Raw genomic sequence first — 26,343 nt, 5'->3', positions numbered from 1 at the left:
CCCAATCAAGTTGTGCACAACTTGATTGGGCGCTACAGTTCGACGGGTGACCGATGATCTGGTGCTACGCCGGCAGGTGTGCTTCGCGCTCTACGCGGCGTCGCGCGCCCTGACCGACGTCTACCGGCCCATCCTCGACGAGCACGGCCTGACCTACCCGCAGTACCTGGTGCTGCTGGTGCTGTGGGAGCGCGACGACGACGCCCCCACGGTCTCCGAGCTCGGCGCGCGGCTCCGGCTCGACTCCGGCACGCTCTCCCCGCTGCTCAAGCGGCTGGAGGGGGCCGGCCTGGTGGTGCGAACCCGCTCGGCCGCCGACGAGCGCCGGGTCGAGGTGGGCCTCACCGATCGGGGCCGGGCGCTGCGGGAGCGGATGGCGGACGTGCCGATGCGGGTGGCCGTGGCCACCGGCCTCACGGCGGCCGAACTGGTCAATCTCCGCGACACGCTCACCCGGGTCACCGAGACGATCCACCGACAGAAGGAGCAGTGACAATGCAGGTCCTCTACACCGCGTCCGCCAAGGCCACCGGCGACGGTCGCGACGGCCACGTCCGCACCTCCGACGGCACCGTCGACCTGAACCTCGCCGTGCCGAAGGAGATGGGCGGCGCCGGCGGCGCGGCCAACCCCGAGCAGCTCTTCGCGGCCGGCTACGCGGCCTGCTTCCACTCCGCGCTGCGCATCGTCGCCCGCCAGGCCAAGGCGGACGTCGCCGGCTCGGTCGTCGAGGCCGAGGTGGGCATCGGCCCGAACGGCAGCGGCGGCTACGGCCTGGCCGTGACACTGGTGGTGGACCTGCCCGCCGTCGAGCGCCCGGCCGCCGAGAAGCTGGTCGAGGCGGCCCACCAGGTCTGCCCCTACTCGAACGCGACCCGCGGCAACATCGAGGTCGCGCTGACCGTCCGGGAGGCCCTGTGAGCGCGAGGAGCGAGCCGGGTTTGCGAGCCCCGCAGTCGCGATCGAAGGAGGCCCTGTGAGCAACGGTAGCGACAGCGTGAACCGGGAGATCCACCTGGCGTCCCGCCCCGAGGGCTGGCCGACCGCCGACAACTTCCGGCTGGTCACCACCGAGGTGCCGACGCCGGGGCCGGGTCAGGTCGTGGTTCGCAACCAGTTCATGTCCGTCGACCCGTACATGCGGGGGCGGATGAACGACGTCAAGTCGTACGTGCCGCCGTTCGCGCTCGACGCCCCGCTCGACGGCGGCGCGATCGGTGAGGTGGTGGCCGGCGAGGCCGCGGGCGTCAAGCCCGGCGACGTCGTGCTGCACGGCCTGGGCTGGCGCGAGTACGCGCTCGTCGACGCGACGGCCGTCCGCAAGGTCGACGCCGGCCTCGCGCCGGTCAGCGCCTACCTGAGCGTGCTCGGCATGACCGGGCTGACCGCGTACGCCGGGCTGCTCGACGTGGCCGTCATGAAGCCGGGGGAGACGGTCTTCGTCTCCGGCGCGGCCGGCGCGGTGGGCTCGATGGTCGGGCAGATCGCGAAGCTGCGCGGCGCCGGCCGGGTGATCGGCAGCGCCGGCTCCCGGGCGAAGGTCGAGCGGCTCGCCGCGCTCGGCTTCGACGCCGCCTTCGACTACCACGACGGGCCGGTGTACGAGCAGCTCAAGGCCGCCGCCCCGGACGGTGTCGACGTGTACTTCGACAACGTCGGCGGGGAGCACCTGGAGGCCGCGATCGGGGCGATGAACCTGCACGGCCGGGCCGCCATCTGCGGCATGATCGCCCAGTACAACTCGGCGGAGCCGCCGGCCGCCCCGCGCAACCTGGCGCTGGTGATCGGCAAGCGGCTGACGCTGCGCGGCTTCCTCGTCGGTGACCACGGTCACCTGCGCGAGCAGTTCGTGCAGGAGGTGGCCGGCTGGCTGCGCGAGGGTCGCCTGTCGTACGACGAGACGGTGGTCGACGGCATCGAGCAGGCCCCGGACGCGTTCCTCGGCCTGCTGCGCGGTGAGAACCTCGGCAAGATGCTCGTCCGCCTCTGACACCCCACGGAAGCGGCGGTGACCGGCCTCACCGGCCGGCCACCGCCGCTTCCGCGTTGGCTAGGCTTTCCGGCATGACGGTGGCGGTGCGGGTCATTCCGTGTCTGGACGTGGATGCCGGACGGGTGGTCAAGGGCGTCAACTTCGTCGACCTGCGCGACGCCGGCGACCCGGTGGAGCTGGCGGCGGCGTACGACCGGGCCGGGGCGGACGAGCTGACGTTCCTCGACGTCACCGCCTCGTCCAGCGACCGCGGCACGATGCTCGACGTGGTCCGGCGCACCGCCGAGTCGGTCTTCATCCCGCTCACCGTGGGCGGCGGCGTCCGGCAGGTCGCCGACGTCGACACGCTGCTGCGGGCCGGGGCGGACAAGGTCGGCGTGAACACCGCGGCCATCGCCCGCCCGGAGCTGATCGCCGAGATCGCCGACCGGTTCGGCCGCCAGGTGCTGGTGCTCTCGCTGGACGTGCGGCGCGCCCCGGCCGGGGTGACGCCCAGCGGCTTCGAGGTCACCACGCACGGCGGCCGGCGCGGCACCGGCCTGGACGCGGTGGCGTGGGCCGCGCGCGGCGCCGAGCTGGGCGCCGGCGAGATCCTGCTCAACTCGATGGACGCGGACGGCACCAAGGCCGGGTTCGACCTGCCGCTCATCCAGGCGGTCCGGGACGTGGTCGAGGTGCCGGTGATCGCCAGCGGTGGCGCGGGCGCGGTGGCGCACTTTCCGCCGGCGGTCGGCGCGGGCGCCGACGCGGTGCTCGCGGCCAGTGTCTTCCACTTCGGCGAGCTGACCGTCGGCGAGGTCAAGGACGCGCTGCGCGGCGCCGGGCACCCGGTGCGCTGACCCGGGCCGGGCCCACGGGTCACGGCCGCCCGGAGCGCCCCTCCGGGGACCGGCGGGGCATCGGGATGGAGCGGACCACGTACTCCTGCACGGCGGCGGCGTGGTCGTCCTCGGCGAGCTGCCACTCGGACTCGCCCGGCGGGTGCCGGCGGGTCAGCGCGCCCTGCACGGTGTCGACAGTGGTGCCGAGCCCGGCGCTGGGCCGGGTGCGCCAGAGCTGTTCGCCGTCCGGGGTGACCCGGAACCAGCCGTCGGCGACGCTGACCAGGCCGGCGCCGACGAGCCGCCGGACCGCCCCCTCGACCTCGTGTCGTTCGGGAATGGCCTGGTTGAGGTGGTCGGCGGTGGAGAGGACGTCGGCGAGGCGTACCCCCTCGGGGCGGCGTGTGGCGGCGGCCCGGCGGTGCCGGCCGGCGCCGCTCGCGATGACCAACGCCACGAAGATCCAGGCGTCGCTCCAACGCCATCCGTTGTCCCCCATGCACGAATGATGCCCGCCCGCGACGGCGGAGAAAACACCCGGTTTTCGCGGCGCGCGTCGTCGCAGCTCAGCGCGCTGCGGGCCGGCCCGTACGGTGGCGGTCGGCCCGAACGCGCTCACGCAGCGTAGGCGCGGACCGGTCGGGCCGGGATCGCGAAGATCGGGATGAACAGTTGGGCGAGCGGCCCGATGGCGAGCGCGTAGGCCACCGTGCCGAGACCGACGGTGCCGCCGAGCAGCCAGCCGAGGGCGAGCACGGTCACCTCGATGACGGTCCGGACCAGCCGGATCGACAGGCGCGGGCGGCGGGCGACCAGGCCGGTCATCAGGCCGTCACGCGGCCCGGGGCCGAGCCCGGCACCCAGGTAGAGGCCGGTGGCGGCGCCGTTGGCGACGATGCCGACCACCAGCAGCGCGGCGCGTACCGGCAGGCCCTCGCCAGGCGGCAGCACGGTCAGGGTGCCGTCGACGACCAGCCCGATCACCACCACGTTGCTGATCGTGCCGAGCCCGGGGCGCTGCCGCAGCGGGATCCAGAGCAGCAGCACCACGGCGCCGACGGCGATGGTGACCGTGCCGAAGGAGAGGCCGGTCTGCCGGGCCAGGCCCTGGTGGAACACGTCCCAGGGATCCAGGCCCAGCCCGGACCGGATCATCAGCGCCATGCTGAGCCCGTAGAGGACCAGGCCGGCGTAGAGCTGGGTGAGTCGCCGCACCGGCCGGTCCCGGAGATTGCCAAGCTGTGCCATGCATGCCACCCTAGGGTCCAATCGGCCCCAGCCGGAGAGGCCAATCGGGGAGGAGTGGCCATGACAAGCCAGGTGCGCGGTGTCCAATTGGCGCGGCTGCTCGGCCAGTGGCACGCGCTGCCCGGCCGGCGGCGCAGCCCGGACTACGTCGCGCTCGCCGCCGCCGTCCGTGGCCTGCTCGCCGACGGCCGGCTGCCCCTGGGGGTACGCCTGCCGGCCGAGCGGGAACTGGCCGAGGCGCTCCGGATCAGCCGGACCACCGTCACCGCGGCGTACCGGGAACTGCGGGAGAGCGGCCACCTGGCGAGCCGGCGCGGCGCCGGGAGCTGGACCATGCTGCCGGGCACCCACCGGGTGGCCAGCACCGGCCTCTGGACGCCGCTCGACGACCGGGACATGATCGACCTCGGGGTCGCCGCGCTCTCCGCCCCGCCGCAGCTCGTCCCCGCCGCCCGCGCGGCGGCCGAGGACCTGCCCCGCTATCTCGGCGGCGCCGGCTACCACCCCACCGGCATCATCGAGCTGCGCGAGGCGGTGGCCCGCGGCTACACCGAGCGTGGCCTTCCCACCAGCCCCGAGCAGATCATGGTCACCAGCGGCACCCAGCACGCGCTGGACCTGGTGCTCCGGCTGGCGCTGTCCCCCGGCGGCGGGGTGCTGGTGGAGTCGCCCACCTACCCCAACGCGCTCGCCGCGCTCGCCGCCCGGCGGGCCCGGATCGCCACGCACGGGCTCTCCGACGACGGGTGGGACGCCGACCTGCTGCTCGGCAGCCTCCGGCAGACCCGGCCCAAGCTGGCGTACGTGATCCCGGAGTTCCACAACCCGACCGGCCACCTGATGGCGGCCGACCTGCGCGAGCGGCTGGTCGGCGCGGCCCACGCCGCCGGCACCGACCTGGTGGTGGACGAGTCCTTCGTCGACCTGCCGCTTGACGACACCCCGCTGCCACCGCCGGTGGCGGTCTTCGACAGGCACTCCCGGGTGATCAGCATCGGCGGGATGAGCAAGCCCTACTGGGGCGGGCTGCGGATCGGCTGGGTCCGCGCCTCCGCGCCGCAGGTGCAGCGGCTGGCCGCGGCCCGGGTCGGCGTGGACATGGCCAGTCCGGTCCTCGACCAGCTCGTCGCGGTGCACCTGCTGGCCCAGGCGCCGGCCATCGTGGCGGCCCGCCGGACCCAGCTCGCCGGCCAGCGGGACGCGCTTGTCGCCGCGCTCGCCGACCGGCTGCCCGACTGGCGGTTCCGGGTGCCGCGCGGCGGCGTCACGCTCTGGGCCGAGCTGGACGGCCCGATCTCCAGCGCGTTGGCCCGGGCGGCCGAGGAGGTCGGCGTACGGCTGGCGCCCGGCCCCCGGTTCGGCCTGGACGGCACGCTGGAGCGGTTCCTCCGGCTGCCGTTCACGCTGCCCGCCGCGGAGCTGGCGGAGGCGGTCGGGCGGCTCGCCGCGGTCCGCTACGACCTGGACCGGGCCGGCCGGCCGCAGTGGCGGGAGCCGAGCGTCATCACCTGAGCGACAGTGCCCGTTCCGGTGGTTGCCGGCCGAACCGGACCCCCGCCCGGCGGCGGGACCGCAGACTGCCCGGGTGGGGAACCGGAGCGACGCCCGCTGGTCGTGGGCGCTACGCGCAGCCGCGCCCGGCTCCCGCACCACCCGGTTGGAACTCTTCTACGACCTGGTCTTCGTCTTCGCGTTCCTCAGCGTCACCACGCTGACCGCCAGTGAGCTGACCCCGGTCAACCTCTACCGCTTCCTGCTGGTGCTGGCGCTGCTCTGGTGGTCGTGGACCGGCTTCGCGCGGGTGGGCAACGCCTGCCGCGCCGACCAGGGCATGCTGCCACTGGTCGGCTTCGTGACCGTGGCGGCCACGTTCCTGCTCGTGCTCAGCGCGCCCGGCGCGTTCCAGGACCGGCCGGGCGGCCTGCCCGGCCCGCTGGTCTTCGCCGGCTGCTACTTCGTGATCCGGATGGCCCAGCTCACCGTGTTCGGCCGGGTGGACCGGGCCGACCCGGTGCGTCGTCGACGGTTCCTGCTGCGCGTCCTGGTGCCGGTCGTGGCCACCGTGCTGCTCGTGGCCGCCGGCACCGTCCGGGCCTGGCTGCCCGAGGGCCGGTTCGCGGTCGGGCTGCAACTGGCGCTCTGGACGCTGGCGGTGCTTGTCGAGTACGTGGTCGGCACCACCGTGGCCTGGCACTGGTGGGTGGTGGTCTCGGCCGGACACTGGGCGGAACGGCACGCGCTGATGGTGCTGGTCGCGCTCGGTGAGTCGATCATCGCGCTGGGGCTCGGACCGAAGACCGGGCTGCCGCTGACCGGTCCGGTGGCGATGGCCGCGCTGCTCGGCATCGCGATCGTGGCGGCGCTCTGGTGGGCGTACTTCGACACGCTGGCGTTCGCGCTGGAGCAGGCGCTGCACCACGCCCGGGACCGGGACGCCCGGCTGCGGCTGAGCCGCTCGGTCTACACGTTCCTGCACCTGCCGATGGTCACCGGGACGATCTTCTACGCGCTCGGCCTCAAGGACCTGCTCGCCGAGATCGCCGACCCGAACACCCCGCCCTGGGGGTGGCCGTTGGGCGACTTCTGGGGCGGCGTCCTCTTCGGCGGGGTGGCGCTCTACCTGCTCAGCATCGCCGGCTGCTGGTGGTTGGCGGTGCGCGAGGTGCACCGTCCGCTGCTGGTCACGGTGGCGGCGCTGGCCGCGGTCGGCCCGTTCGCGTTCCGGATCCCGGAGGTGGCCGCGCTGGGCGTGCTGGCGGTGCTCACCGGCGCCGGCGTCACCTGGGAGACACGCAGCGAGGACGGCCGCCGCCGCCGGGTGCGTCAGCTCGCGCTGGAGGAGCAGTTGGCCGCCGAGGCCGAGCAGAGCCGGTGGCGTCGGGAACACCTGTGACCGGCGCGGGCCGCCGGGGCCGGTCCCGCGCGGGCCGTGCCCCGGGACGGTGGGGCACGGCCGGCGCGGCGCCGGGGGCACGTCACAGCTCGGCGAGCGTGCCCTCGTACATCTTGTCGATCTCGCCGGCGAAGTTGGTCTCCACGCTGCGGCGCTTGATCTTCAACGACGGGGTGACCTCGCCGTCGGCGATGGTCAGGTCGCGGGGGAGGATCGTCACCTTCTTGATCGTCTCCCAGCGGTTGAGCTTGGCGTTCAGTTCGTCCACGTACCCCTCGACCATCGTCCGCGCCTCGGGCGAGGTGACGATCGTGGTGTAGTCGCGCCCGTCGAGCTCGGTGCCGGCCGCCCAGCCCTTGATCGCGTCCGGGTCCAGCGTGACCAGCATGGTGCAGTAGTTGCGGGCCTGCCCGATCACCACCGCCTGCGAGGTGTACGGGCAGATCGCCTTGAACATGCCCTCGATGTGCGACGGCGCGACATACTTGCCGCCGGACGTCTTGACCAGGTCCTTCTTGCGGTCGGTGATGCGCAGGTAGCCGTCGTCGTCGAGCGTGCCGATGTCGCCGGTGCGGAAGAAGCCGTCGTCGGTGAACGCCTCGGCGGTCTCCCCGGGCAGGTTGTGGTAGCCACGCATCACCGGCCGGCCCCGGACCAGGATCTCGCCGTCGGTGTCGATCCGGCACTCCAGGTCGCCCATGGCCCGGCCCACGCTGCCGATCTTGAGACCGTCCGGCGGGTTGACGAACGCGCCGGCGCTGGTCTCGGTGAGGCCGTACCCCTCCGAGATGGGCAGGTTGGCGGCGGCGAAGAAGGTGGCGATCTCCTTGCTCAGCGGCGCCGCGCCGGAGACCAGGACCCGCATCCGGCCGCCCAGCCGGGCCTGGAGCTTGCTGAAGACCAGCTTCTCGGCGAGCGCGTACTTCATCCGCAGCCCGGCCGGGACGGGCTTGCCGGCCTGCTCCAGCGCGACCTTCTCCTTGCCGACCGCGACGCCCCAGCCGAAGATCTTCGCCTTCGCGCCGCCCGCGCTCTGCGCGGTGGTGACCGCCTTGTTGTAGACCTTCTCGAAGACCCGGGGCGCGCCGCACATCAGCGTCGGCCGGACCACGCCGAGCAGGTCGACCAGCTTGTCCACCCGGCCGTCGACGTAGGTGGGCAGCCCGACGTGGGTGGCGCCGCAGAGCAGCGTCTTGCCGAACGAGTGGGACAGCGGCAACCACAGGTATTGCAGGTCGTCGACGCGCAGCAGGCCCAGCTCGGCCTGCGCGACGCCCTCCCAGCACCACCCGCCGTGCAGCAGCTCCACGCCCTTGGGCCGGCCGGTGGTGCCCGACGTGTAGATCAGGGTGGCCAGGTGGTCCGGGCCGATGCCGGCGACCAGCTCGTCGATCAGGCCGGGCGTGGCGGCCAGCGCGGCGGCGCCGCGTTCCTCCAGCTCGGCGAGCGTGAGCTGGGGAACGCCGGCCGCTGGGTCGGCCGCGCCGTCGAGGAGCACCACGTGGGTCAGCGCCGGCAGCTCCGCGCCGGCGATCTTCGCGGCCTGGGCCGGGTTCTCCGCGAACAGCACCCGCGACCCCGAGTCGGCGAGAATGTACGCCGCCTCCTCGGGCTCGGTGGTGGGGTAGACGGTGGTGGTGGCCCCGCCGGCGCACATCACGCCGAAGTCGGCGAGCACCCACTCCAGCCGCGTGTTGGCCAGGATCGCCACCGGGTCCTCGAGGCCCACACCCAGCCCGTGCAGCCCGGCCGCGATCGCCTTGGCGCGCTGCCCGACCTGCTCCCACGTCAACCAGACCGGGCCCGAGTCGTCGGGTGCGGGGTGGGCGAAGGCGTGCCGGTCGGGGGAGTCCGCCACGCGCTTGAGGAACATGTCCGGTACGGAACGGTACGGTACATCGAGAGCCATCGTGGAAGCCGCCTTCAGGGGTGGAGGGACGTGACGGGGGTCACGCCGGTCTGCGGTTACCGAAGAGTATTGCCTGCACCCGGGCAGCGGCTAGTGCGGATCGGCCGGGGTTCGGGCTCAGGCGTACCGGGTGGCGGCGCGGGACCAGTCGTAGGTGGCCCGGATCCAGTCCCGGCGGGTGGCGAGGAACGCGCGAACCCCGTCGTCGGCGTCGACGGCCAGCGCCGCGTCCCGCTCCGCGTACGCCGCCAGCGCCGCGTTGAAGCGGGCCGCCGCCTCGCGCAGCGCCGCCGCCTCGTCCTGGCCGGTCTCGCCGGCGATGGTGGTGACCAGGTTGTGCGCCGGCGGGGCGACGCCGCGCTCCTTGTCGTAGGAGAACAGGTCGTTGCACCAGCAGACCAGGTCGGCGGCGAGGACGTCCAACGCGGTCAGCGCCGGATCGGCCCGCCGGGTGGGGCCGGGGCACGCCGGGTGGGTCAGGTCGGTCACCGTGAAGCCGGGGCGTACGCCGCCGGTGTGCCGGCGCATCTGCACGTACTCGGCCACCCCGGGCACCCGCCGGTGCTCCCGGTTGGCCGCCTCCCAGAGCAGCGCCAGCAGGTATTCGCGCAACTGGCCGACCAGGCGCAGCAGCAGCGCGGGCCGCTGCGCGTCGCGGGCCCGCCGGCACAGGTCGTCGAGCGCCACCGCCAGCGGGCCACCGGCCGGGACGGGCGCGGCCGGGTCGCCGTGCCGGTCCAGCACGCTCAGCAGCGCCGCCACGGTGGGGGCCAGCCGGGTGGGGTCCGCGCCCAGGCCGTCGTCGTCGCAGGCGTCGTCCACCACGAACAGCCAGTTGATCAGGTCGGTGAGCAGGCGCAGGCCCGCCGGGGACGCCTCCGGGCCGGCCCGTCCGGCCAGCTCCGCGGCGTGCGCGCCGGCCAGTCGGCGCCGCCCGGCCGGGTCACGGACCAGGCCGAGGTCGCGTACCCAGCCGGCGCTCTCCGCGGTGACCCGCTCGACGGCGGGGTGCCGTCGCGCCGGGAAGGGCGGTTCGTGCAGCGCCGAGAGCGCGAAGCCACGCATCCGTGCCCCCTGTCCGCCGCCCGCGGGGCGGGGCGGCGGGCAGGAGCGTACGGCAGAATCGATCGGTATTCATCACTGGGATGTGCGCTTTTCGTGATAGTGCGGTCACGGGATGCCTACGCTCGGTCAGAGTCCCAGCTCGGCCGCGCGCAGCCGCTCCGCCGGCCCGGCCGGGCCCTCCACCTGGACCCGGGCCACCCGCTGCCGGCCGGTGAGGAACAGCACCAGCTCGCCCGGCGCGCCGACCAGCCGCAGCCGCTCGCCGCCCCGGCCGACCCGCAGCTCGCCGTGCCCCGGCGCCTGCACCAGCACCTCGGCCGGAAACCGCCGCAGCGCCATCCGGGCCAGCAGAGCGACCCGCTTCCAGAGCACCGCCTGCTGCCCGGCCGGCAGGTCGCGCGGGTGCCAGCCGGGCCGGGCGCGGCGCACGTCCTCGTGGTGGATGAAGAACTCCATGCCGTTGGCCAGCTCGTCGGTGAGCGGATTGCTCACCGGGCTCCACACCGGCGGGCGGCGGACCCGGGCGACCAGGTCGGCGTACGGACCGGCGGCGACCCGCAGGCGCACCGCCTCGGCATACCCCCGCAGCGGCGGCAGCAGGATCCCGCCGGCCGCGTCCGGCCGGCGCTCCCGCACCAGCAGGTGCGCCGCCAGGTCACGGGTGTTCCACCCCTCGTTGACCGTCGGCGCGTCCGGTCCCAGTTCCAGCATCAGATCGGCGAGCGCCTCGCGCTCCGCTCGGGCGTACCGCGGCATGGCCCGATCGTAGGCCCGCCCGGCCCGATCGGCGCGCCATGGCCGCCGCGGCGTCCCGGGCCGCCGGTCGCCGCCCGCCGTCCGGCCCCGGTCGGCGCGAACGTGACGGCGGACATATCCCGGCCGGGTCGGCGTACGCGGCGACGAGCGGTAAGGATGGGGGAGAAAACTGTGGCTTACGGCGGGGGAGAGCGTGGCGAGCGGGACAAGTCGGGACGTGCTCGGCAAGGGGCTCAGGGTGCTCGGCCGGGCGATCCGGGAGCAACCCCGGATCTTCGCGGTGGCGGTCAGCGGCAGTGTGCTCTTCGGCCTCCTCGTCATCGCCAGCGCGTACGTGGTCGGCGCGGTGGTCGGCGACGTGGTGGTGCCGGCGGTCGAACGCGGCGCGGTGGCCGGCGGCGCTCTCGCGCTCGCCGCGTCGGCGCTGTTCGGGATCAGCGTGCTGCGGGTGGTCGGCATCTTCGGCCGGCGGCTCGGCGCCGGTTACATGCAGTACCGGCTCCAGGCCGCCTACCGTCGCCGGGTCACCCGCCGCTACCTCGACCTGCCGCTGGCCTGGCACCACCGCAACTCCACCGGCACGCTGCTGTCCAACGCCAACTCCGACGTGGAGGCCGCCTGGTACCCGATCGCGCCGCTGCCGTTCGCGGTCGGCACGCTGGTGATGCTGGTCGGCGCCGTGGCCTCGCTGTTCGTCACCGACTGGGCGCTCGCCCTGGTCGGCCTCGCCGTCTTCCCCGCGCTGTTCGCCCTCAACGTGGTCTACTCCCGCCGGATGGCGCCCCGCCAGGCCCGCGCCCAGCGGCTGCGCGCCGAGGTCAGCGGCATCGCGCACGAGAGCTTCGACGGCGCGTTGGTGGTCAAGACCATGGGCCGGGAGTCCCAGGAGACGGCCCGCTTCGCCGCCCGCGCCGGTGACCTGCGCGACGCCTTGATCTCCGTCGGCCGGCTGCGCGGCGTCTTCGACCCGATGCTGGAGACACTGCCCAGCCTCGGCACGCTCGCCGTGCTGGTGGTCGGCGCGGTCCGGCTCCAACAGGGCGCGATCACGGTGACCGAGCTGGTCAGCGTGGCGTTCCTGTTCACCGTGCTGGCCTTCCCGGTACGGGCGATCGGCTGGGTGCTGGCCGAGCTGCCGCGCAGCGTCGCCGGCTGGGAGCGGGTCAGCCGGGTCCTGGACGCCACCGGCGAGATGCCGTACGGCGACGTGACGCTCGACCCGGCCCACCGGGAGCCGGCCACGCTGGGCTTCACCGACGTCCACTTCGGGTACGAGCCGGCCGAGGCGCACCAGCCCGGCACGGAGGTGCTCGGCGAGGTGACGTTCACGGTGCCGGCCGGGAAGACGGTGGCCCTGGTCGGTCCGACCGGCGCCGGCAAGTCCACCATCGCGTCGCTGGCCGTGCGGCTGGTCGATCCGGACCGTGGCCGCGTCACGCTGGACGGCGTCGACGTGCGCGAGCTGACCGCCGCCTCGCTCGCCGCCACGGTGGCGCTGGTGGCCCAGGTGCCGTTCGTCTTCGACGACACGGTCCGGGCCAACATCACGCTCGACCGGGCCGGCGTCGGCGACGACGAGGTGTGGGCCGCGCTGCGGCTGGCCGAGGCGGACGGCTTCGTCGCCGCCCTGCCGGACGGGCTGGACACCATGGTCGGTGAGCGGGGCACCTCGCTCTCCGGCGGGCAGCGGCAACGGCTCACGCTGGCCCGGGCGCTCGCCGGCCGGCCCCGGCTGCTGGTGCTCGACGACGCCACCAGCGCCGTCGACCCGCGGGTCGAGGCGGCCATCCTGGCCGGCCTGCGCGCCCCCGGCGACGGTGGCGCGTCGATCCTGGTGGTGGCGTACCGGCGGGCCACCATCGCGCTCGCCGACGAGGTGATCTACGTGGAGCGGGGCCGGGTGGTCGCCCGCGGCACGCACCCCGAGCTGCTGGCCACCGTGCCCGGGTACGCCGACCTGGTCACCGCGTACGAGCAGGCCGAGCAGGAACGCGAGCAGAACCGCACGTACGACGAGGTCACGCCGGTGCCCTCCGGCCTGGAGATGGAGGTGGACCGGTGAGCGCGACCACGACCACGATCACGGCCGAGCGGTCCGAGTCGACCTGGGGGACGCTGCGGCGCGGGTTGGCGCTCTCCCCGGAGCTGAAGACCGGGCTGGCCGCCACGTTGGCGTTGGCGCTGGTCTACATGATCGGCCGGGTGGCGGTGCCGGTGGCGGTGCAGCGCGGCATCGACCACGGCATCGTCGGCGGGCTCGACCTGGGCGTCATCTCGCTGACCGTGGCGGTCACCGTCGCCGTGCTGGTGGTCACCACCGCCTGCGGCTACCTGATGATGCGTCGGCTGTTCACGGTCAGCGAGACCGCGCTGGCCGGCGTGCGGACCCGCGCGTTCCGGCACGTGCACGACCTGTCCATGCTGCACCAGCAGTCCGAGCGGCGCGGGTCGCTGGTCTCCCGGGTCACCAGCGACGTCGACCAGATCACCCAGTTCCTCCAGTGGGGCGGCGTGATCCTCCTGGTCAACCTGGGGCAGTTGCTGGTGACCACCGCCGTGATGCTGGCGTACTCCTGGCAGTTGACGCTCGTGGTGCTCGTCGCGTTCGCGCCCGCGGTGCTGATCATCCGGCAGTTGCAGCGCCGGCTGGCCGGCGCGTACGGGCTGGTCCGGCAGCGGACCGGCACACTGCTCGGCGCGATCGGCGAGAGCGTGGTCGGCGCGCCGGTGATCCGGGCGTACGGGATCGCCGGGCGCACCGCCCGCCGGCTGGACGCGGCGATCGACGGGCAGCGGGTGGCCCAGCAGCGGGCCATCCGGATCAGCATCCTGGGCAGCTCGGTCGGCGAGCTGGCCGCCGGCCTGGCGCTGGCCGGCGTGGTGGCGGTCGGGGTGAGCCTGGGCGTCGACCGGACGCTGTCGGTCGGGCAGCTCACCGCGTTCCTGTTCCTGGTCACGCTCTTCATCCAGCCGGTGCAGATCGCCACCGAGGTGCTCAACGAGGCGCAGAACGCGATCGCCGGCTGGCGTCGGGTGCTCGACGTGCTGGACGTCGAGCCGGACGTGGCCGACCCGGGCGAGCGGGGCCGGGAGCTGCCGTCCGGTCCGCTCGACGTCCGCTTCGCTCAGGTGACGTTCGCCTATCCGGGCGGGCCGCCGGTGCTGCACGACGTGACGCTGGACATCGCGGCGAAGAGCCGGGTGGCGGTGGTCGGCGAGACCGGCAGCGGCAAGACCACGTTCGCCAAGCTGCTCACCCGGCTGATGGACCCGACCGAGGGCGAGGTGCTGCTCTCCGGCGTCGACCTGCGTCAGGTCCGCTTCGACTCGCTGCGCGCCCGGGTGGTGATGGTGCCGCAGGACGGTTTCCTGTTCGACGCCACGGTCGGGGAGAACGTCCGCTTCGCCCGCCCGGACCTGTCCGACGCCCGGCTCGCCGGCGCCTTCACCGAGTTGGGCCTGGCCGACTGGCTGGACGGGCTGCCGGCCGGGCTGGACACCCCGGTGGGCGAGCGCGGCGAGGCGCTCAGCGTCGGCGAGCGGCAGCTCGTGGCGCTGGCCCGCGCGTACGTGGCCGACCCGGACCTGCTGGTGCTCGACGAGGCGACCAGCGCGGTCGACCCGGCCACCGAGGTGCGCCTGCAACGCACGCTGGACGCGGTGACCCGGGGGCGCACCACGCTGGCCATCGCGCACCGGCTCTCCACCGCGCAGTCGGCCGACGAGGTGATCGTGGTGGACCGGGGCCGGATCGTGCAGCGCGGCCCGCACGAGGAGCTGGTCCGGGACGCCGACTCGGTCTACGCCCTGCTCTTCGCCTCGTGGCTGGAGCAGACCCGCTAGCCGGCCACCCCGAACTCCCGCGATCTTGCACTTTCGGCCCCCAGTAGGGGTGGATCGTCCCTTTTCGTCGGGGCAACAAGCGCAAGATCGCCGCCGGGAAGGATCAGCGCACGTCGCCGGTGAGGTAGCGCTGGACCGTCGGGCCGGCGGCGGCCACCAGGGTCGCCGGCTCGGCGCCGGCGATCGGTTCGAGGCGGAGCACATACCGCATCAGGGCCAGCCCAGCGAGCTGGGTCGCCACCAGCCCGCCACGCAGCGGCAGCTCCGTCGGGTCGACCTCGAGGTGGTCGAGCACCCGCCGCAGCACCTGGGTGACGAGGAACTCCCGCAGCAGGCGGGCGGTCCACTCGTTGCTCACCGCCGAGCGCAGCAACGCCACCCCTGCGGCGCCGACCGGCGAGTCCCATACCTCAAGGAACGTGCGGACGAGCCGCTCGCCGATGCCCTCCGGCCCGCCCGCGAGAACCGTCGGCAGCAGCCGCGCCGGGTCCACCGGGAACGCCATGGCCGCCCGGAACAGCTCCTCCTTGGTGCCGAAGTAGTGGTGCACCAGCGCCGGGTCCACGCCGGCGGCGGCGGCGACCGTCCGAATCGGGGTGGCGTCGAAGCCGCGCTCGGCGAACGCGTCCCGGGCCGCGGCGAGGATCGCCTCCCGGGTGTCCGGGTTGCCGGGCCGCCGCCCGGTGCGACGCGGGGTCACCCGCTGCGCCGGCGCAGCGTGGCGGCGGCCAGCACCAGCGCGACCACCGCCGCGCCGGCCACGATCGCCACGTCGCGCCACATGGTGCCGGTCGGCCGGGTGTGCGCGCCGACCTCCTGGAGCGCCTCGACCGCGTACGACAGCGGCAGCGCGTCGCTGACCGCCTGGAGCCAGCCGGCCATCTGGCCGCGGGGCACGAACAGCCCGCAGAGCAGCAGTTGCGGGGCGACCACGACCGGCATGAACTGCACCGCCTGGAACTCGGTGCGGGCGAACGCCGAGCAGAACAGGCCGAGCGCCACGGCCAGCACCGCGTTCACGCCGGCGATCAGCACGACCAGCCACGGGCTGCCGGCGGTGTCCAGCCCGAACACCTGGTAGGCCACCAGCGAGGCGACGGTGGACTGGAGCACCCCGGCCAGCCCGAACGCGATGCCGTAGCCGAAGAGCAGGTCCAGCTTGCCCAGCGGCGTGGTGAGCAGCCGCTCCAGCGTGCCGGTGGTGCGCTCGCGGAGCATGGCGATGCTGGTCACCAGGAACATGATGATGAACGGGAAGAAGCCCAGCATGATCAGCGCGACCCGGTCGAAGGTGCGCGGCGCGCCGGGTGGGGTGGGCTGGTCGACGTACATGAAGTAGACAAGCGTGAGCAGCACCGCCGGCACCACGACGAGCAGCGCGACGGTGCGCCTGTCGTGCCGGAGCTGGCGCAGGATCCGCCCGGTCGTGGCGGCCAGGATGCGCCCGTTCACGAGGTGGCCTCCGATTCGCCGTCGCGGATCAGGCGCAGGAACGCCTCCTCCAGGTCGTCCACGCCGGTGGCGGCGCGGACCGCGGCCGGGGTGTCGTCGGCGACCAGCCGGCCCTCGCGGATCAGCAGCAGCCGGTCGCAGCGGGCCGCCTCGTCCATCACGTGACTGGAGACCAGCAGCGTGGTGCCGGTGGCGGCCATGGCGTGGAACCGGGCCCACAGGTCGGCCCGCAGCACCGGGTCCTGGCCGACCGTGGGTTCGTCGAGGACGACCAGTTCCGGGTCGCCGACCAGGGCGCAGGCGAGCGACGCGCGGCTGCGTTGGCCGCCGGAGAGCGTGCCGACCAGTTGGTCGGCCGCCGCGGCCAGCCCGACGTCGGCCACCGCCCGGTCGGCGTCGGCGCGGCCCCGGCCCTGGAGCACGGCGAAGTAGCGGGCGTTCTCCCGGACCGTGAGGTCGGCGTAGACGCTCGGCGCCTGGGTCAGGTAGCCCACCCGGTGGCGCAGCTCGGCCGTGCCGGCGGGCCGACCGAGCACGTCGACCGTGCCGGCGTCGACCGTCTGCACGCCGACCACCGCGCGCATCAGCGTGGTCTTGCCGCTGCCGCTGGGCCCGAGCAGCCCGGTGACCGTGCCGCGGGGCACGGCGCAGCTGATGCCGTGCAGCACCCGCCGCCCACCCCGGTCGACCACCAGGCCACGGACCGCCACCGCGTCGTCCATGTCCGCCTCCGACAATTCATTGACCGTTGAAATCAACGGTAGATGAATTCCATCGGCCGGGCAATGCTGTTGACTTCGAGTGGGCTCGAACTGGAAGCCTGGATCGGTGGACATCGGTATCCGGGAGAAGAGCCTCAGCGTCGGCGAGGCGGCGCAGCGGGTCGGCCTGACCACCTACACGCTGCGCTGGTACGAGCAGGAGGGGCTGGTCGCGCCGGTCGGGCGGGACTCCGCCGGCCGTCGGCGCTACACCGAGGCGGACGTCAACTGGCTGTTCCTGCTCCTGCGGCTGCGCCGGACCGGGATGCCGGTGCGCGACATGCGCCGCTACGCCGAGCTGGCCCGGCAGGGCGACCGTACGCTCGGCGCGCGGCGGGCGCTGTTCGAGGCGCACCGGGCCCGGGTGCTGGCCCGGATGGCCGAGCTGACCGAGGACCTCAAGGCCCTCGACCACAAGATCGACCTGTACCGGCAGGCCGAAGAGGAACTGGGCTAAGCCACCCGCACCGGACACCCGGTCCGCCATCGGGCATTGCGCTTGAGATCGGACTTCCGGCACCATGTCGCGGTGGGTCCCGCTTCGTTGCCCGAGTCCGGATTCCTCGACGACTGGACCACCCGCCTGCGCCGGGCCGCGGACCGACCGGTCGTCGGGATCATGCTGCGCGGCAGCCACGCCCGACGGGCCGCCACCGAGCACAGCGACGTCGACGTGGACGTCCTCGTCGCCACCGACGAGGAGCGTCCCGCCTCGGCAGCCCCGGCCCGCCCCACCGGCGCGTACGCGAGCCGGGACGCCTACCTGGCCGAGTTCGACGGCCGGCTGGTGCACGTCTCGGTGGCCTCCCGGGACGTCCGCTCCTGGGTGCGCCGGCTCGGCCAGCCCGCCGACTGGGCGTTCGGGCTGCCGGTCACCGCGCCCGCCCGGTTGCTCTGGGCGGTCCCGGAGTGGCGCCGCCGGATCGACCTGCCGGTGCTCTGCCAGCCCGCCGACGAGCCGCGCCTGGAGGACCTGATCGCCACGCTGGGCAAGGTGGCCGGGGCGCACTGGGCCGGCGACGCCCCCGGGGTCCGGCTCGCGGCGGCCGACCTGGCCCGGCTCTGCCCCTCGGTGCTCCGGCTGGCCAACCCGGCCGTCCGGGTGGTGTCCCGCCGGGCCGCGCTGACCGCCGTGCTGGACCTGCCGGTTGCCCCGCCCGGCTACCGCGCCGACATGCTGCTCTGCCTCGGGCTGCGCGCCGGTGCCCCGGCCGAGGTCGGGGCCGCCGCCGGCCGCCTGGTCACCGGAATCGTCCCGCTGGTCCGCCCGTACGCCGGGGAGGTCGCCGCGGTGGCCGGCGCGGACCTGGCCGAGGCGCTCGCCGACGGCCGGGTGGACCGCTACCTCGGTCAGCTCAGCCGGACGTTGCACGCGGCGCCACCGGCGACCCGGGACACGTCGACGGTGCCGGCGCCACGTGCGGGAGAATGGTCAACCGTGCCCGCCTCTGACGCGCCCGTGACCGGCGCCTCCACCCGCTCCGCCGCCGGCCCGGCCCGGCCCTCCCAGCTCGACCCGGCCATCGCGGCCAGGCTCCGCCGCACCCCGGACGGTCTGGTCGCCGCCGTGGTCCGCGCCCACGACTCGGGTGAGGTGCTGATGGTCGCCTGGATGGACGACGAGGCGCTGCACCGCACGCTCACCAGCGGCCGGGCCACCTACTGGTCGCGCAGCCGGGGGGAGTACTGGGTCAAGGGCGCGACCTCCGGCCACCACCAGTACGTCCGCTCGGTCGCGCTGGACTGCGACGGCGACGCGCTGCTGGTCAGCGTGGAGCAGGTGGGCGCGGCCTGCCACACCGGTCACCGCACCTGCTTCTTCACCGAGCTGCCGGTCAGCTCGCCGGGGGTGACCCCGTGACCGACGCCGCGGTCGGCCCGCCCGCCGTCCGGGGCCGGCGCGAGCTGGCGTACGCGGTGCTGCTCTGCCTGGCCGGCGCGGGCCTGGCCGCCTGGGCGGTGACCCGGAGCTGGTCGGCCGATCCGACCGCCGGTGGTTCCCTCGGGCCCGGCCGGTCGGGCCGCACCGGCGCGGACCTGCTGCCGTGGGTGTCGGCGCTGGCCTACGTCGGGTTGGCCGGCGGCGGCGCGGTGCTGGCCACCGGGGGCCGGCTGCGCCGGCTGCTCGGCGTGCTGCTGGCGGTCGTCGGGCTGGCCGTCGCGGTCGGTGGCGGGGTCGGTCTCGGCGAGACCGGGGTCAGCCGGCTCTGGCCGGCCCTGGTGCTGGCGGGCGGTCTGGCGCTCGCGACCGGCGGGGCGTGCACCGCGTGGCGGGCCGGGCGGTGGCCGGCGATGGGCGCCCGGTACGAGCGGCGGGCCGGGTCGACCGGCCCCGCCGACGCGGACCGGCCGGCGGTCGAACGGGGCACCCGGGACGCGTGGGACGCGCTGGACCGGGGCGAGGACCCGACGGTCAGCTGACCGGCTGGGCCTCGCGCGTCGCCCGGCGGTCCCGGGCCGCGGCCCGGGCGGCGGCCAGCTCGGCCACCAGCCGCTCCAGCTCGCGGCGTTGCGCGGCCCGGGCCCGGTCGGCGCAGACCGCCTCCCAGGCGTTGCCCTGGGCGGTACGCGTCCGGCCGTCACCGGCCACCGCGCGTTCGAGCGTGTGCACCACGCCGACGGCGAGTGCGGCGACGGTTCGGGAGACGGTGGTCAACCCGATGTTCTGGTGCGGCCCGTTGGCGCTCATGGTTCACCCCACACGAGATCGTTCGGCTTCGGTCGGCAGCGGCCTCGTCGAGTCTGCCCTGCGACGATGGTGTCCGGCTCACGTTTCGCCACCGTGAAGCGCAGGTCAACGCTCCCGCACGCGGGGCGACCTGCACAGGGGCGGAAGTCCTTGACCTTGGTCACAGCGGGCCGGACGTCGGGCTGCGAGGTCGGGCCGGGCGTGGTGAGATGGGTCATGGGCGATGGTCGATGCATGCGGTGGCGCTGCGTGACACCGCGTTCACCCGAAGTCGGCCATCATGCCACAGCCCATGTCGTGAGGTGCGCCATACCCCCCGGCACGTGTCGCCAGGTGGCGCCACCTAGCATCGGCCCATGACACCCGGAGAGGGGAGTCCGTTGGTGACTGCTGAGCATGCGCACGCGGAGGGGGACGACGCCGGAGCGGCGCCGTCCGCAGGGGTGCTCGACGAGATCCTGGCCGGGGTGCGCGAGGACGTGGCCCGGCGGCAGGAGCAGCTCCCGCTGGAGCGGATCCGCGAGCTGGCCGCCGCCGCACCGCCGCCGATCGACGCGTACGCGGCGCTGCGCCGACCCGGCGTGGCCGTGATCGCCGAGGTGAAGCGCTCGTCGCCGTCCAAGGGGCGGCTGGCCGAGATCGCGAATCCGGCCGACCTGGCCAGCGACTACGCGGCCGGTGGCGCGCGGGCGATCAGCGTGCTGACCGAGGGCCGCTGGTTCGGCGGGTCGCTGGACGACCTGGCCGCGGTCCGGGCCGCGGTGAACGTGCCGGTGCTGCGCAAGGATTTCGTGGTCTCCAGCTACCAGGTGCACGAGGCCCGCGCGCACGGCGCCGACCTGGTGCTGCTGATCGTCGCCGCGTTGGAGCAGAACGCGCTGGTTGGGCTGCTGGAGCGGATCGAGTCGCTGGGCATGACCGCGCTCGTCGAGGTGCACACCGAGGAAGAGGCGGACCGGGCCCTGGAGGCCGGCGCGCAGGTGATCGGCGTCAACGCCCGCGACCTGCGTACCCTGGAGGTCGACCGGTCGGTGTTCGAGCGGATCGCGCCCGGGCTGCCGAGCCGCGTCGTCAAGATCGCCGAGTCGGGCGTGCGCGGTCCGCACGACCTGATCCGGTACGCCTCGGCCGGCGCCGACGCCGTCCTGGTGGGCGAGGGCCTGGTCACCCAGAAGAGCCCCCGCGAGGCGGTCGCCGAGCTGGTCAACGCCGGGAACCACCCGGCCACGCCCCGCCCGGTGCGCTGACCCGCGCCGGGTCCACCCGAACCGAGAGGACGCCCGCGATGAGCGCCGCACCCGCTGCCGGCCAGGTTCCCGACGCCGCCGGCCACTTCGGCCGGTTCGGCGGCCGGTTCGTCCCCGAGGCGCTGGTCGCCGCGCTGGACGAGCTGGACGCGGCGTACCGCAAGGCGATGGGGGACGAGGAGTTCCTCGCCGAGTTCGACGCGCTGCTGCGCGACTACGCCGGCACCCCCTCGATGCTGTACGAGGCCCGGCGGCTCTCCGCCCAGGTGGGGGCGCGCGTCCTGCTCAAGCGGGAGGACCTCAACCACACCGGTGCCCACAAGGTCCGCAACGTGCTCGGCCAGGCGCTGCTCACCCGGCGGATGGGCAAGCGGCGGGTGATCGCGGAGACCGGCGCCGGCCAGCACGGCGTGGCCACCGCGACCGCCGCCGCGCTGTTCGACCTCGAGTGCGTGGTCTACATGGGCGCGGTGGACACCGAGCGGCAGGCGCTCAACGTGGCCCGGATGCGGATGCTCGGCGCCACCGTGATCCCGGTGACGGCCGGCTCGCGCACGCTCAAGGACGCGATGAACGAGGCGATGCGCGACTGGGTCGCCAACGTCGAGGACACCCACTACCTGATCGGCACCGCCGCCGGGCCGCACCCGTTCCCGGAGATGGTCCGGGACTTCGTGCGCGGCATCGGCGTGGAGGCCCGCCAGCAGTGCCTGGACCTGACCGGCGCGCTGCCGGACGCGGTCGCGGCCTGTGTCGGCGGCGGCTCCAACGCGCTGGGCATCTTCCACGCCTTCGTGCCCGACACCGGGGTGCGGCTCTACGGCTTCGAGGCCGGTGGCGAGGGCGTCGAGTCCGGCCGGCACGCGGCCAGCATCACCGGCGGCTCGTCGGGCGTGCTGCACGGCACCCGCACCTACGTCCTGCAGAACGCCGACGGCCAGACCATCGAGTCGCACTCGATCTCGGCCGGTCTGGACTACCCGGGCGTCGGGCCGGAGCACGCCTGGCTGCACGACACGGGCCGGGCCACCTACCTGCCCGTCGACGACGCCGAGGCGATGGCCGCGTTCGAGCTGCTCTGCCGCACCGAGGGGATCATCCCGGCGATCGAGAGCGCGCACGCGCTGGCCGGCGCCCGCAGGATCGCCCCGGAACTCGCCGCCGAGTTGGGCCGGGAGCCGGTGATCCTGGTCAACCTCTCCGGCCGTGGCGACAAGGACGTGCACACCGCCGGCGCGTACTTCGGCATCCTCGACAAGGAGTGAGAGCGTGAGTCGCATCGGGGTCGCCTTCGACAAGGCCCGGGCCGACGGGCGGGCCGTGCTGGTCGGCTGCATGCCGGCCGGCTTCCCCACGGTCGAGGGCAGCATCGCCGCCATGACCGCCATGGTCGAGGCGGGCGTCGACGTCGTCGAGGTGGAGATCCCCTACTCCGACCCGGTGATGGACGGGCCGGTGATCCAGAAGGCCAGCGACATCGCGTTGGCCGGCGGCGTGCGTACCGCCGACGCGCTGCGCGTCATCGAGGCGGTGGCCGCGACCGGCGCGCCGGTGGTCACCATGACCTACTGGAACCCGATCGAGCAGTACGGCGTCGACGCGTTCGCCCGTGACCTGGCCGCCGCCGGCGGCACCGGGCTCATCACGCCGGACCTGATCCCCGACGAGGCGGCCGAGTGGCTGGCCGCCTCCGAGGCGCACGGCCTGGACCGGACGTTCCTGGTGTCGCCGTCCTCCACCGACGCACGCCTGCGGATGACCGCCGAGCACTGCCGCGGTTTCGTCTACGCCACCGCGATCATGGGCGTGACCGGCGCCCGCGCCCAGACCTCCGAGGCGGCGCCGGTCCTGGTCGCCCGGCTGCGCGAGGTCACCGACCTGCCGGTCGGCGTCGGGCTGGGCGTGGGCACCGGCGCGCAGGCCGCCACCGTCGCCGGGTACGCCGACGCGGTGATCGTGGGCAGCGCGCTGGTCCGCTGCGTGCTCGACGCGCCGGACGAGGCCGCCGGCCTGGCCGCGCTGCGCACGCTCAGCGCCGAACTCGCCGAGGGCGTCCGCAACCCGGCCCGCTGACCTCGTCGTCGAATCCTGCCGCGTCGGCGGGCCTGTGCTGGTTCTTCGCCTACGAACTTGATGGCGTGAACGACTCAGGCGGTGCCGGACCACCCCGGGCCTGCGCTGAGTCATCCGTGCCATCAAGTTCGTAGGCAACCGGGGGCACTGGTGGTGGCGCGCAGGCTGCGGCGCGCCGACGACCGGACAGGGCGGACCGGGGTGCCGCGCACACGGTCCGCACCGGTACCGTGTGCACCCGTGACCCTCGCCCCGATGACTCCCCTGGCGGCCATGCCCAGCCCCAGCACCGCCGTCTGGCAGCTCGGTCCGGTTCCGATCCGGGCGTACGCGCTCTGCATCATCGTCGGCATCGTGGTGGCCTGCGTGGTCACCGAGTACCGACTGCGTCGCCGCGGCGTCGCACCGGGCGCCGTGCTCGACATCGCCGTCTGGGCGGTGCCGGCGGGCATCATCGGAGCCCGGCTCTACCACGTGATCACCTCCCCGGAGAAATACTTCGGCGCCGACGGTCAGCCGCTCAAGGCGTTCGCCATCTGGGAGGGCGGGCTCGGCATCTGGGGCGCGGTGGCCGGCGGCGCGGTCGGGGCCTGGCTCGCCGCCCGGCAGCTCGGCATCCCGCTCTCCGTGGTCGCCGACGCGCTGGCCCCCGGCCTGCCCCTGGCGCAGGCCGTGGGCCGGCTGGGCAACTGGTTCAACAACGAGCTCTACGGCGGGCGGACCAGCCTGCCGTGGGGCCTCGAGGTGCACGTGATGGACCCGGACAATCCGGGTCGCGCGCTCCGCGACGACGCCGGCAACCCGGTCCTGCAACCCGGGCTCTACCATCCGACGTTCCTCTACGAGGCGCTCTGGAACGTCGGCGTCGCCGCGTTGGTGCTGGTGCTCGACCGCAAGCTGCGGCTGGGCCGGGGCCGGGCGTTCGCGCTCTACGTGATGGGCTACACGGCGGGCCGGTTCTGGATCGAGCTGATGCGCACCGACGAGGCCAACCACATCCTCGGCGTACGCCTCAACGTCTGGACCGCGGCGCTGGTCTTCCTCGGCGCGCTCGCCTACTTCGTCCGGGTCCGTGGCCCCCGGGAGTACCTCGTCCCGATCGGTGAGCCGACGGCACCGGTGACGCCGGCCGGCGACGTGTCCCAGGTCGACCTCGCCGCCCGCGAGCCCGCCGCGGCCACGGTGGCGCCGGAGGGCTACCGGGTGGTGACCGAGGACCAGTTCCGCGCGTACCGGGAGACCGGCGCGCTGCCCCCGACGGAGCCCACGGCGACCGACGGCCCGGCGCTCGACGACCCGGACCGGGCCGACGACGTGGACCGGGCCGACGACGTGGACCGGGCTGACGACGCGGACCGGGCCGACGACGTCGACCGGGTCGACGCGGACGCCGTGCGGGCCGAGGACGCGGACCGGGCCGACGCGGACGCCGGGCGGGCCGACGGCGGCGGGCGCCCGGCGGACCGGGACAGCTGAGCGGGGGAGTCATGCGCAGCGCGGTGGTGGTCGGCGCCGGCCTCGGCGGAATGGCGGTGGCCGGCGCGCTGGCCCGCTCCGGGTGGCAGGTCACGCTGCTGGAGCGGGCCGACCGGGTCCGGCCGGAGGCGACCGCCGTGGTGCTCTGGCCGAACGGGGTACGCGCGCTGCGCGCGCTCGGCCTCGGCGACGGGCTGGACGCGATCGCCACGCCGCTGCCCGACGGCGGGATCCGCCGCCCGGACGGGCAGTGGCTGGTGCAGTCCCGTCCCGTCCCGGCCGAGCGGATGCCGGTGGTGGTGCACCGGGAGGACCTGCACGACGCGCTCATCGCCGGGTTGGGCGAGCGGGTGGAGCTGCGTACCGGGGTGACGGTGCGCAGCGTGCGCGCGGTCACCGGCGAACGGCCGGCGGTGGACGACGGCCGGCACACGTTCTCCGCCGACCTGGTGGTGGCCGCCGACGGCACGGACAGCGAGATCCGGCGGCAGCTCGCCCCGGAGACCGCCGTGGTGAGTTCCGGGTGTGCCGCCTGGCGCGCGGTCATCCCCTGGTACCGCGCCCCGCAGCTTCCCGACGACCAGCCGGTGCACGGCGAGACGCTGGGCGCCGGTTACCGGTTCGTGGCCGCCTCGCTCGGCGAGCGGGGCACCGCCGGGGCGTCGCGCCGGGGCGGCATCTACTGGGTGGCGACCGCCGCCGGCGCACCCCGGCCCGAGCCGCCGGAGATCCAGCTCGCCCTGCTCAAGCGCTGGTTCGCGGGTTGGCCCGCGCCGATCGCCACGCTGCTGGAGGCCACCGATCCGGTCGACGTGGTGCAGCAGGAGGTCCGCGAGCTGCGGCCGTTGCCCCGGTCGTACGGTTTCCCGGTCGGTCCGGGCGGCGTGGTGCTGCTCGGTGACGCCGCGCACGCCATGCCGCCGCACCTCGGGCAGGGCGCCTGCCTGGCGTTCGAGGACGCGGCCACGCTCGCCGGGCTGCTGCGCGAGTCGCGGCTGCCGGACGCGGTGACCGCGTACGACCGGCTGCGCCGTCCCCGGGCGGCGACCATGGTTCGGCAGACCCGCCGGATGTCGGCCGTGTTGCAGACCCGGGGTCGGCTGGCGCTGCGCGCCCGGGACGCCGCGCTGGGCACGATCAGTCCGCGGCTGCGCAACACCGCCGCCGCGGCGGCCGCCGACTGGCAACCACCGTCCTGACCGCCCCGGCGCGGGCTGCGCCAGGGCCGCCGGGGGCGCTCAGATGACCGCGGCCGGCTCGGCGATGCAGGCGGTGCCGAGCCGGCGGAATCCGACCCGCAGGTAGACCCGGGCGATGTCCTCGCTGCCGGCGCTCAGGAAGATCAGGTCGGTGCCGGCGGCGCGCAGCTCCCGGGCCAGCGTGGCGGTCACCGCGGCGCCCAGCCCGCGTCGTCGGGCGGACGGCAGGGTGGCCACCCCGGCGATCTCCGCCACGTCGCCGACCCGCATCGCCATGCCGCTGGCCAGCGCGCCGTCGGCCGGGGTGCCGGCGAGCACCGAGACGCGCCGGCCGTCGGCCACCCGGGCCGCCTCCTCGTCCAGCGCGTCGACGTCCAGCCGGGCGAGCGCGGCGTCCCGTTCGGCCGGCCCGGCGTCGCCCCGGGCGGTGCCGCCGTGGGCGAAGCCGACCGCCGCGACGGCCCGGCGCAGCGCGATGTCCGCCGCGAAGCCGGGATCGTCGGGGTCCAGCACCCGCATCGGTACGTCGCTGAGCGTGCCCGGGTCGGGCAGCCGCTCCGCCTCCAGCAGCATGAGCGGCGCCTCCAGCACGGTCAGCCCGGCCGAGCGGGCCACCGCCAGCAGGCTCGGCTGGTGCTCGTGCACCCACTCGAACGCCTCCGGCAGGCCCAGTTCGCGCTGCCGTTCCCGGACCGCGGTCACCTCGGCGAGCGTGGCCGCCTCGGTGGCGCCCGGCCGGGGGCGGGCGTAGAACGGCCAACCGGCCCCGTCCCGGACGAACAGCACCAGGGTGTCGAACTCCTCCACGCGGGCCGCGTCCCGGGGCACCGCGTCGTAGAACCGCTCCAACCGGTCGAGCACGTCAGTACGCACGAGATCCACCGCGCGAGACTACATGTCCCAGCATCTGGAAGTGTG

General features: G+C 74.7%; 26 protein-coding genes and 1 pseudogene. 17 read left to right on the top strand and 10 right to left on the bottom strand.

The window, feature by feature from the left end; genetic code table 11:
* Positions 1–46 precede the first annotated feature (46 nt).
* The 4 genes from OG767_RS23290 (at position 47) to hisF (ending at position 2,832) form a co-directional block, all read left to right on the top strand.
* On the top strand, positions 47–493 hold the full coding sequence (locus tag OG767_RS23290; protein WP_281936551.1) for a MarR family winged helix-turn-helix transcriptional regulator: 447 nt from the start codon (positions 47–49) through the stop codon (positions 491–493).
* A 2-nt stretch (positions 494–495) separates the two neighbouring features.
* Entirely contained in the window at positions 496–921 is a 426-nt protein-coding gene (locus tag OG767_RS23285) for an organic hydroperoxide resistance protein (protein ID WP_107157583.1), read from the top strand.
* A 55-nt stretch (positions 922–976) separates the two neighbouring features.
* Positions 977–1,990 (top strand): NADP-dependent oxidoreductase, encoded by a 1,014-nt coding sequence (locus OG767_RS23280; RefSeq protein WP_405090509.1) that lies wholly within the window; start codon positions 977–979, stop codon positions 1,988–1,990.
* A 74-nt stretch (positions 1,991–2,064) separates the two neighbouring features.
* Positions 2,065–2,832, top strand: coding sequence for an imidazole glycerol phosphate synthase subunit HisF (gene hisF / locus OG767_RS23275; RefSeq protein ID WP_107157581.1), 768 nt, complete (start codon positions 2,065–2,067; stop codon positions 2,830–2,832).
* Positions 2,833–2,851: 19 nt separating this feature from the next.
* On the opposite strand, the gene OG767_RS23270 is transcribed toward hisF, so the two are convergent.
* Together OG767_RS23270 and OG767_RS23265 are read right to left on the bottom strand one after the other, a co-directional pair.
* Positions 2,852–3,313 carry a hypothetical protein gene (locus OG767_RS23270; RefSeq protein WP_405090508.1) on the bottom strand — a complete coding sequence of 154 codons (462 nt, stop codon included), beginning with the start codon at positions 3,311–3,313 and terminating at the stop codon, positions 2,852–2,854.
* Between the two features lie 116 nt (positions 3,314–3,429).
* On the bottom strand, positions 3,430–4,062 hold the full coding sequence (locus OG767_RS23265; RefSeq protein ID WP_405090507.1) for a YitT family protein: 633 nt from the start codon (positions 4,060–4,062) through the stop codon (positions 3,430–3,432).
* A 60-nt stretch (positions 4,063–4,122) separates the two neighbouring features.
* Here OG767_RS23265 and OG767_RS23260 point away from each other — a divergent pair, with 60 nt between their 5' ends.
* Positions 4,123–5,574, top strand: a complete 1,452-nt coding sequence (locus OG767_RS23260) for a PLP-dependent aminotransferase family protein (RefSeq protein ID WP_405090506.1) — start codon at positions 4,123–4,125, stop codon at positions 5,572–5,574.
* Positions 5,575–5,647: 73 nt separating this feature from the next.
* A complete protein-coding gene (locus OG767_RS23255; RefSeq protein WP_405090505.1) occupies positions 5,648–6,955 on the top strand; it encodes a low temperature requirement protein A in 1,308 nt (435 codons plus the stop codon).
* An 82-nt stretch (positions 6,956–7,037) separates the two neighbouring features.
* Here OG767_RS23255 and OG767_RS23250 read toward each other — a convergent pair whose 3' ends face one another.
* The 3 genes from OG767_RS23250 to OG767_RS23240 form a co-directional block, all read right to left on the bottom strand.
* Positions 7,038–8,864: an AMP-dependent synthetase/ligase gene (locus tag OG767_RS23250; protein WP_405090504.1), complete on the bottom strand. Its 1,827-nt coding sequence runs from the start codon at positions 8,862–8,864 to the stop codon at positions 7,038–7,040.
* A gap of 117 nt (positions 8,865–8,981) precedes the next feature.
* Positions 8,982–9,929 (bottom strand): terpene synthase, encoded by a 948-nt coding sequence (locus tag OG767_RS23245; protein ID WP_405090503.1) that lies wholly within the window; start codon positions 9,927–9,929, stop codon positions 8,982–8,984.
* 126 nt (positions 9,930–10,055) lie between these two features.
* Positions 10,056–10,685, bottom strand: a complete 630-nt coding sequence (locus tag OG767_RS23240; RefSeq protein ID WP_405090502.1) for a TIGR03085 family metal-binding protein — start codon at positions 10,683–10,685, stop codon at positions 10,056–10,058.
* A gap of 193 nt (positions 10,686–10,878) precedes the next feature.
* Here OG767_RS23240 and OG767_RS23235 point away from each other — a divergent pair, with 193 nt between their 5' ends.
* Positions 10,879–12,747, top strand: a complete 1,869-nt coding sequence (locus OG767_RS23235; protein ID WP_405090501.1) for an ABC transporter ATP-binding protein — start codon at positions 10,879–10,881, stop codon at positions 12,745–12,747.
* A complete protein-coding gene (locus tag OG767_RS23230) occupies positions 12,744–14,528 on the top strand; it encodes an ABC transporter ATP-binding protein (RefSeq protein ID WP_405090500.1) in 1,785 nt (594 codons plus the stop codon). Before OG767_RS23235 ends, OG767_RS23230 begins: the two co-directional genes overlap by 4 nt.
* 103 nt (positions 14,529–14,631) lie before the next feature.
* Here OG767_RS23230 and OG767_RS23225 read toward each other — a convergent pair whose 3' ends face one another.
* Genes OG767_RS23225 through OG767_RS23215 form a run of 3 tightly spaced genes read right to left on the bottom strand, consistent with a single transcriptional unit; the run spans position 14,632 to position 16,702 of the window.
* A complete protein-coding gene (locus tag OG767_RS23225) occupies positions 14,632–15,228 on the bottom strand; it encodes a TetR family transcriptional regulator (RefSeq protein ID WP_405090499.1) in 597 nt (198 codons plus the stop codon).
* Positions 15,225–15,980, bottom strand: a complete 756-nt coding sequence (locus OG767_RS23220) for an ABC transporter permease (protein WP_405090498.1) — start codon at positions 15,978–15,980, stop codon at positions 15,225–15,227. The genes OG767_RS23225 and OG767_RS23220 overlap by 4 nt, the downstream gene beginning before the upstream one ends.
* Positions 15,977–16,702, bottom strand: coding sequence for an ABC transporter ATP-binding protein (locus OG767_RS23215; RefSeq protein WP_405090497.1), 726 nt, complete (start codon positions 16,700–16,702; stop codon positions 15,977–15,979). The genes OG767_RS23220 and OG767_RS23215 overlap by 4 nt, the downstream gene beginning before the upstream one ends.
* Positions 16,703–16,808: 106 nt before the next feature.
* Between OG767_RS23215 and OG767_RS23210 the strand changes: the two genes are divergently transcribed.
* From OG767_RS23210 to OG767_RS23195, 4 genes and pseudogenes are all read left to right on the top strand, one after another.
* On the top strand, positions 16,809–17,198 hold the full coding sequence (locus OG767_RS23210; RefSeq protein WP_281936523.1) for a MerR family transcriptional regulator: 390 nt from the start codon (positions 16,809–16,811) through the stop codon (positions 17,196–17,198).
* Positions 17,199–17,360: 162 nt separating this feature from the next.
* Positions 17,361–17,999 (top strand): annotated as a pseudogene (locus tag OG767_RS23205) (phosphoribosyl-AMP cyclohydrolase); the annotation flags it as partial.
* A gap of 180 nt (positions 18,000–18,179) precedes the next feature.
* Positions 18,180–18,602: a phosphoribosyl-AMP cyclohydrolase gene (gene hisI / locus OG767_RS23200; protein ID WP_405094283.1), complete on the top strand. Its 423-nt coding sequence runs from the start codon at positions 18,180–18,182 to the stop codon at positions 18,600–18,602.
* Positions 18,599–19,162, top strand: coding sequence for a Trp biosynthesis-associated membrane protein (locus tag OG767_RS23195; protein ID WP_405090496.1), 564 nt, complete (start codon positions 18,599–18,601; stop codon positions 19,160–19,162). The genes hisI and OG767_RS23195 overlap by 4 nt, the downstream gene beginning before the upstream one ends.
* On the opposite strand, the gene OG767_RS23190 is transcribed toward OG767_RS23195, so the two are convergent.
* Positions 19,155–19,430: a hypothetical protein gene (locus OG767_RS23190; RefSeq protein ID WP_107157569.1), complete on the bottom strand. Its 276-nt coding sequence runs from the start codon at positions 19,428–19,430 to the stop codon at positions 19,155–19,157. The genes OG767_RS23195 and OG767_RS23190 overlap by 8 nt on opposite strands.
* Before the next feature lie 443 nt (positions 19,431–19,873).
* Here OG767_RS23190 and trpC point away from each other — a divergent pair, with 443 nt between their 5' ends.
* The 5 genes from trpC (at position 19,874) to OG767_RS23165 (ending at position 25,425) form a co-directional block, all read left to right on the top strand.
* Positions 19,874–20,677: an indole-3-glycerol phosphate synthase TrpC gene (trpC, locus tag OG767_RS23185; protein WP_281938492.1), complete on the top strand. Its 804-nt coding sequence runs from the start codon at positions 19,874–19,876 to the stop codon at positions 20,675–20,677.
* A gap of 38 nt (positions 20,678–20,715) precedes the next feature.
* Positions 20,716–21,942 (top strand): tryptophan synthase subunit beta, encoded by a 1,227-nt coding sequence (gene trpB / locus OG767_RS23180; protein WP_405090495.1) that lies wholly within the window; start codon positions 20,716–20,718, stop codon positions 21,940–21,942.
* Positions 21,943–21,946: 4 nt separating this feature from the next.
* Positions 21,947–22,750 carry a tryptophan synthase subunit alpha gene (gene trpA, locus OG767_RS23175; RefSeq protein ID WP_405090494.1) on the top strand — a complete coding sequence of 268 codons (804 nt, stop codon included), beginning with the start codon at positions 21,947–21,949 and terminating at the stop codon, positions 22,748–22,750.
* Between the two features lie 240 nt (positions 22,751–22,990).
* Positions 22,991–24,226 (top strand): prolipoprotein diacylglyceryl transferase, encoded by a 1,236-nt coding sequence (lgt, locus tag OG767_RS23170; RefSeq protein ID WP_405090493.1) that lies wholly within the window; start codon positions 22,991–22,993, stop codon positions 24,224–24,226.
* 11 nt (positions 24,227–24,237) lie between these two features.
* Positions 24,238–25,425 (top strand): FAD-dependent oxidoreductase, encoded by a 1,188-nt coding sequence (locus OG767_RS23165; protein WP_405090492.1) that lies wholly within the window; start codon positions 24,238–24,240, stop codon positions 25,423–25,425.
* Positions 25,426–25,464: 39 nt separating this feature from the next.
* On the opposite strand, the gene OG767_RS23160 is transcribed toward OG767_RS23165, so the two are convergent.
* Positions 25,465–26,307: a GNAT family N-acetyltransferase gene (locus OG767_RS23160; RefSeq protein WP_405090491.1), complete on the bottom strand. Its 843-nt coding sequence runs from the start codon at positions 26,305–26,307 to the stop codon at positions 25,465–25,467.
* Between the last annotated feature and the right edge of the window lie 36 nt (positions 26,308–26,343).

Origin of the sequence: Micromonospora sp. NBC_01392 (assembly GCF_045040125.1) — a bacterium.
Lineage (GTDB): Bacteria > Actinomycetota > Actinomycetes > Mycobacteriales > Micromonosporaceae > Micromonospora.
The sequence above is the reverse complement of the archived record's forward strand: the minus strand, read 5'-3'. Positions and strand labels throughout refer to the sequence as shown.

Coding starts and splice junctions, on each gene's coding strand:
- OG767_RS23285 (WP_107157583.1), top strand. CDS start 496: ATGCAGGTCCTCTACACCGCGTCCGCCAAGGCCACCGGCGACGGTCGC.
- hisF (WP_107157581.1), top strand. CDS start 2,065: ATGACGGTGGCGGTGCGGGTCATTCCGTGTCTGGACGTGGATGCCGGA.
- OG767_RS23270 (WP_405090508.1), bottom strand. CDS start 3,313: ATGGGGGACAACGGATGGCGTTGGAGCGACGCCTGGATCTTCGTGGCG.
- OG767_RS23265 (WP_405090507.1), bottom strand. CDS start 4,062: ATGGCACAGCTTGGCAATCTCCGGGACCGGCCGGTGCGGCGACTCACC.
- OG767_RS23260 (WP_405090506.1), top strand. CDS start 4,123: ATGACAAGCCAGGTGCGCGGTGTCCAATTGGCGCGGCTGCTCGGCCAG.
- OG767_RS23250 (WP_405090504.1), bottom strand. CDS start 8,864: ATGGCTCTCGATGTACCGTACCGTTCCGTACCGGACATGTTCCTCAAG.
- OG767_RS23245 (WP_405090503.1), bottom strand. CDS start 9,929: ATGCGTGGCTTCGCGCTCTCGGCGCTGCACGAACCGCCCTTCCCGGCG.
- OG767_RS23240 (WP_405090502.1), bottom strand. CDS start 10,685: ATGCCGCGGTACGCCCGAGCGGAGCGCGAGGCGCTCGCCGATCTGATG.
- OG767_RS23215 (WP_405090497.1), bottom strand. CDS start 16,702: ATGGACGACGCGGTGGCGGTCCGTGGCCTGGTGGTCGACCGGGGTGGG.
- OG767_RS23190 (WP_107157569.1), bottom strand. CDS start 19,430: ATGAGCGCCAACGGGCCGCACCAGAACATCGGGTTGACCACCGTCTCC.
- trpB (WP_405090495.1), top strand. CDS start 20,716: ATGAGCGCCGCACCCGCTGCCGGCCAGGTTCCCGACGCCGCCGGCCAC.
- OG767_RS23165 (WP_405090492.1), top strand. CDS start 24,238: ATGCGCAGCGCGGTGGTGGTCGGCGCCGGCCTCGGCGGAATGGCGGTG.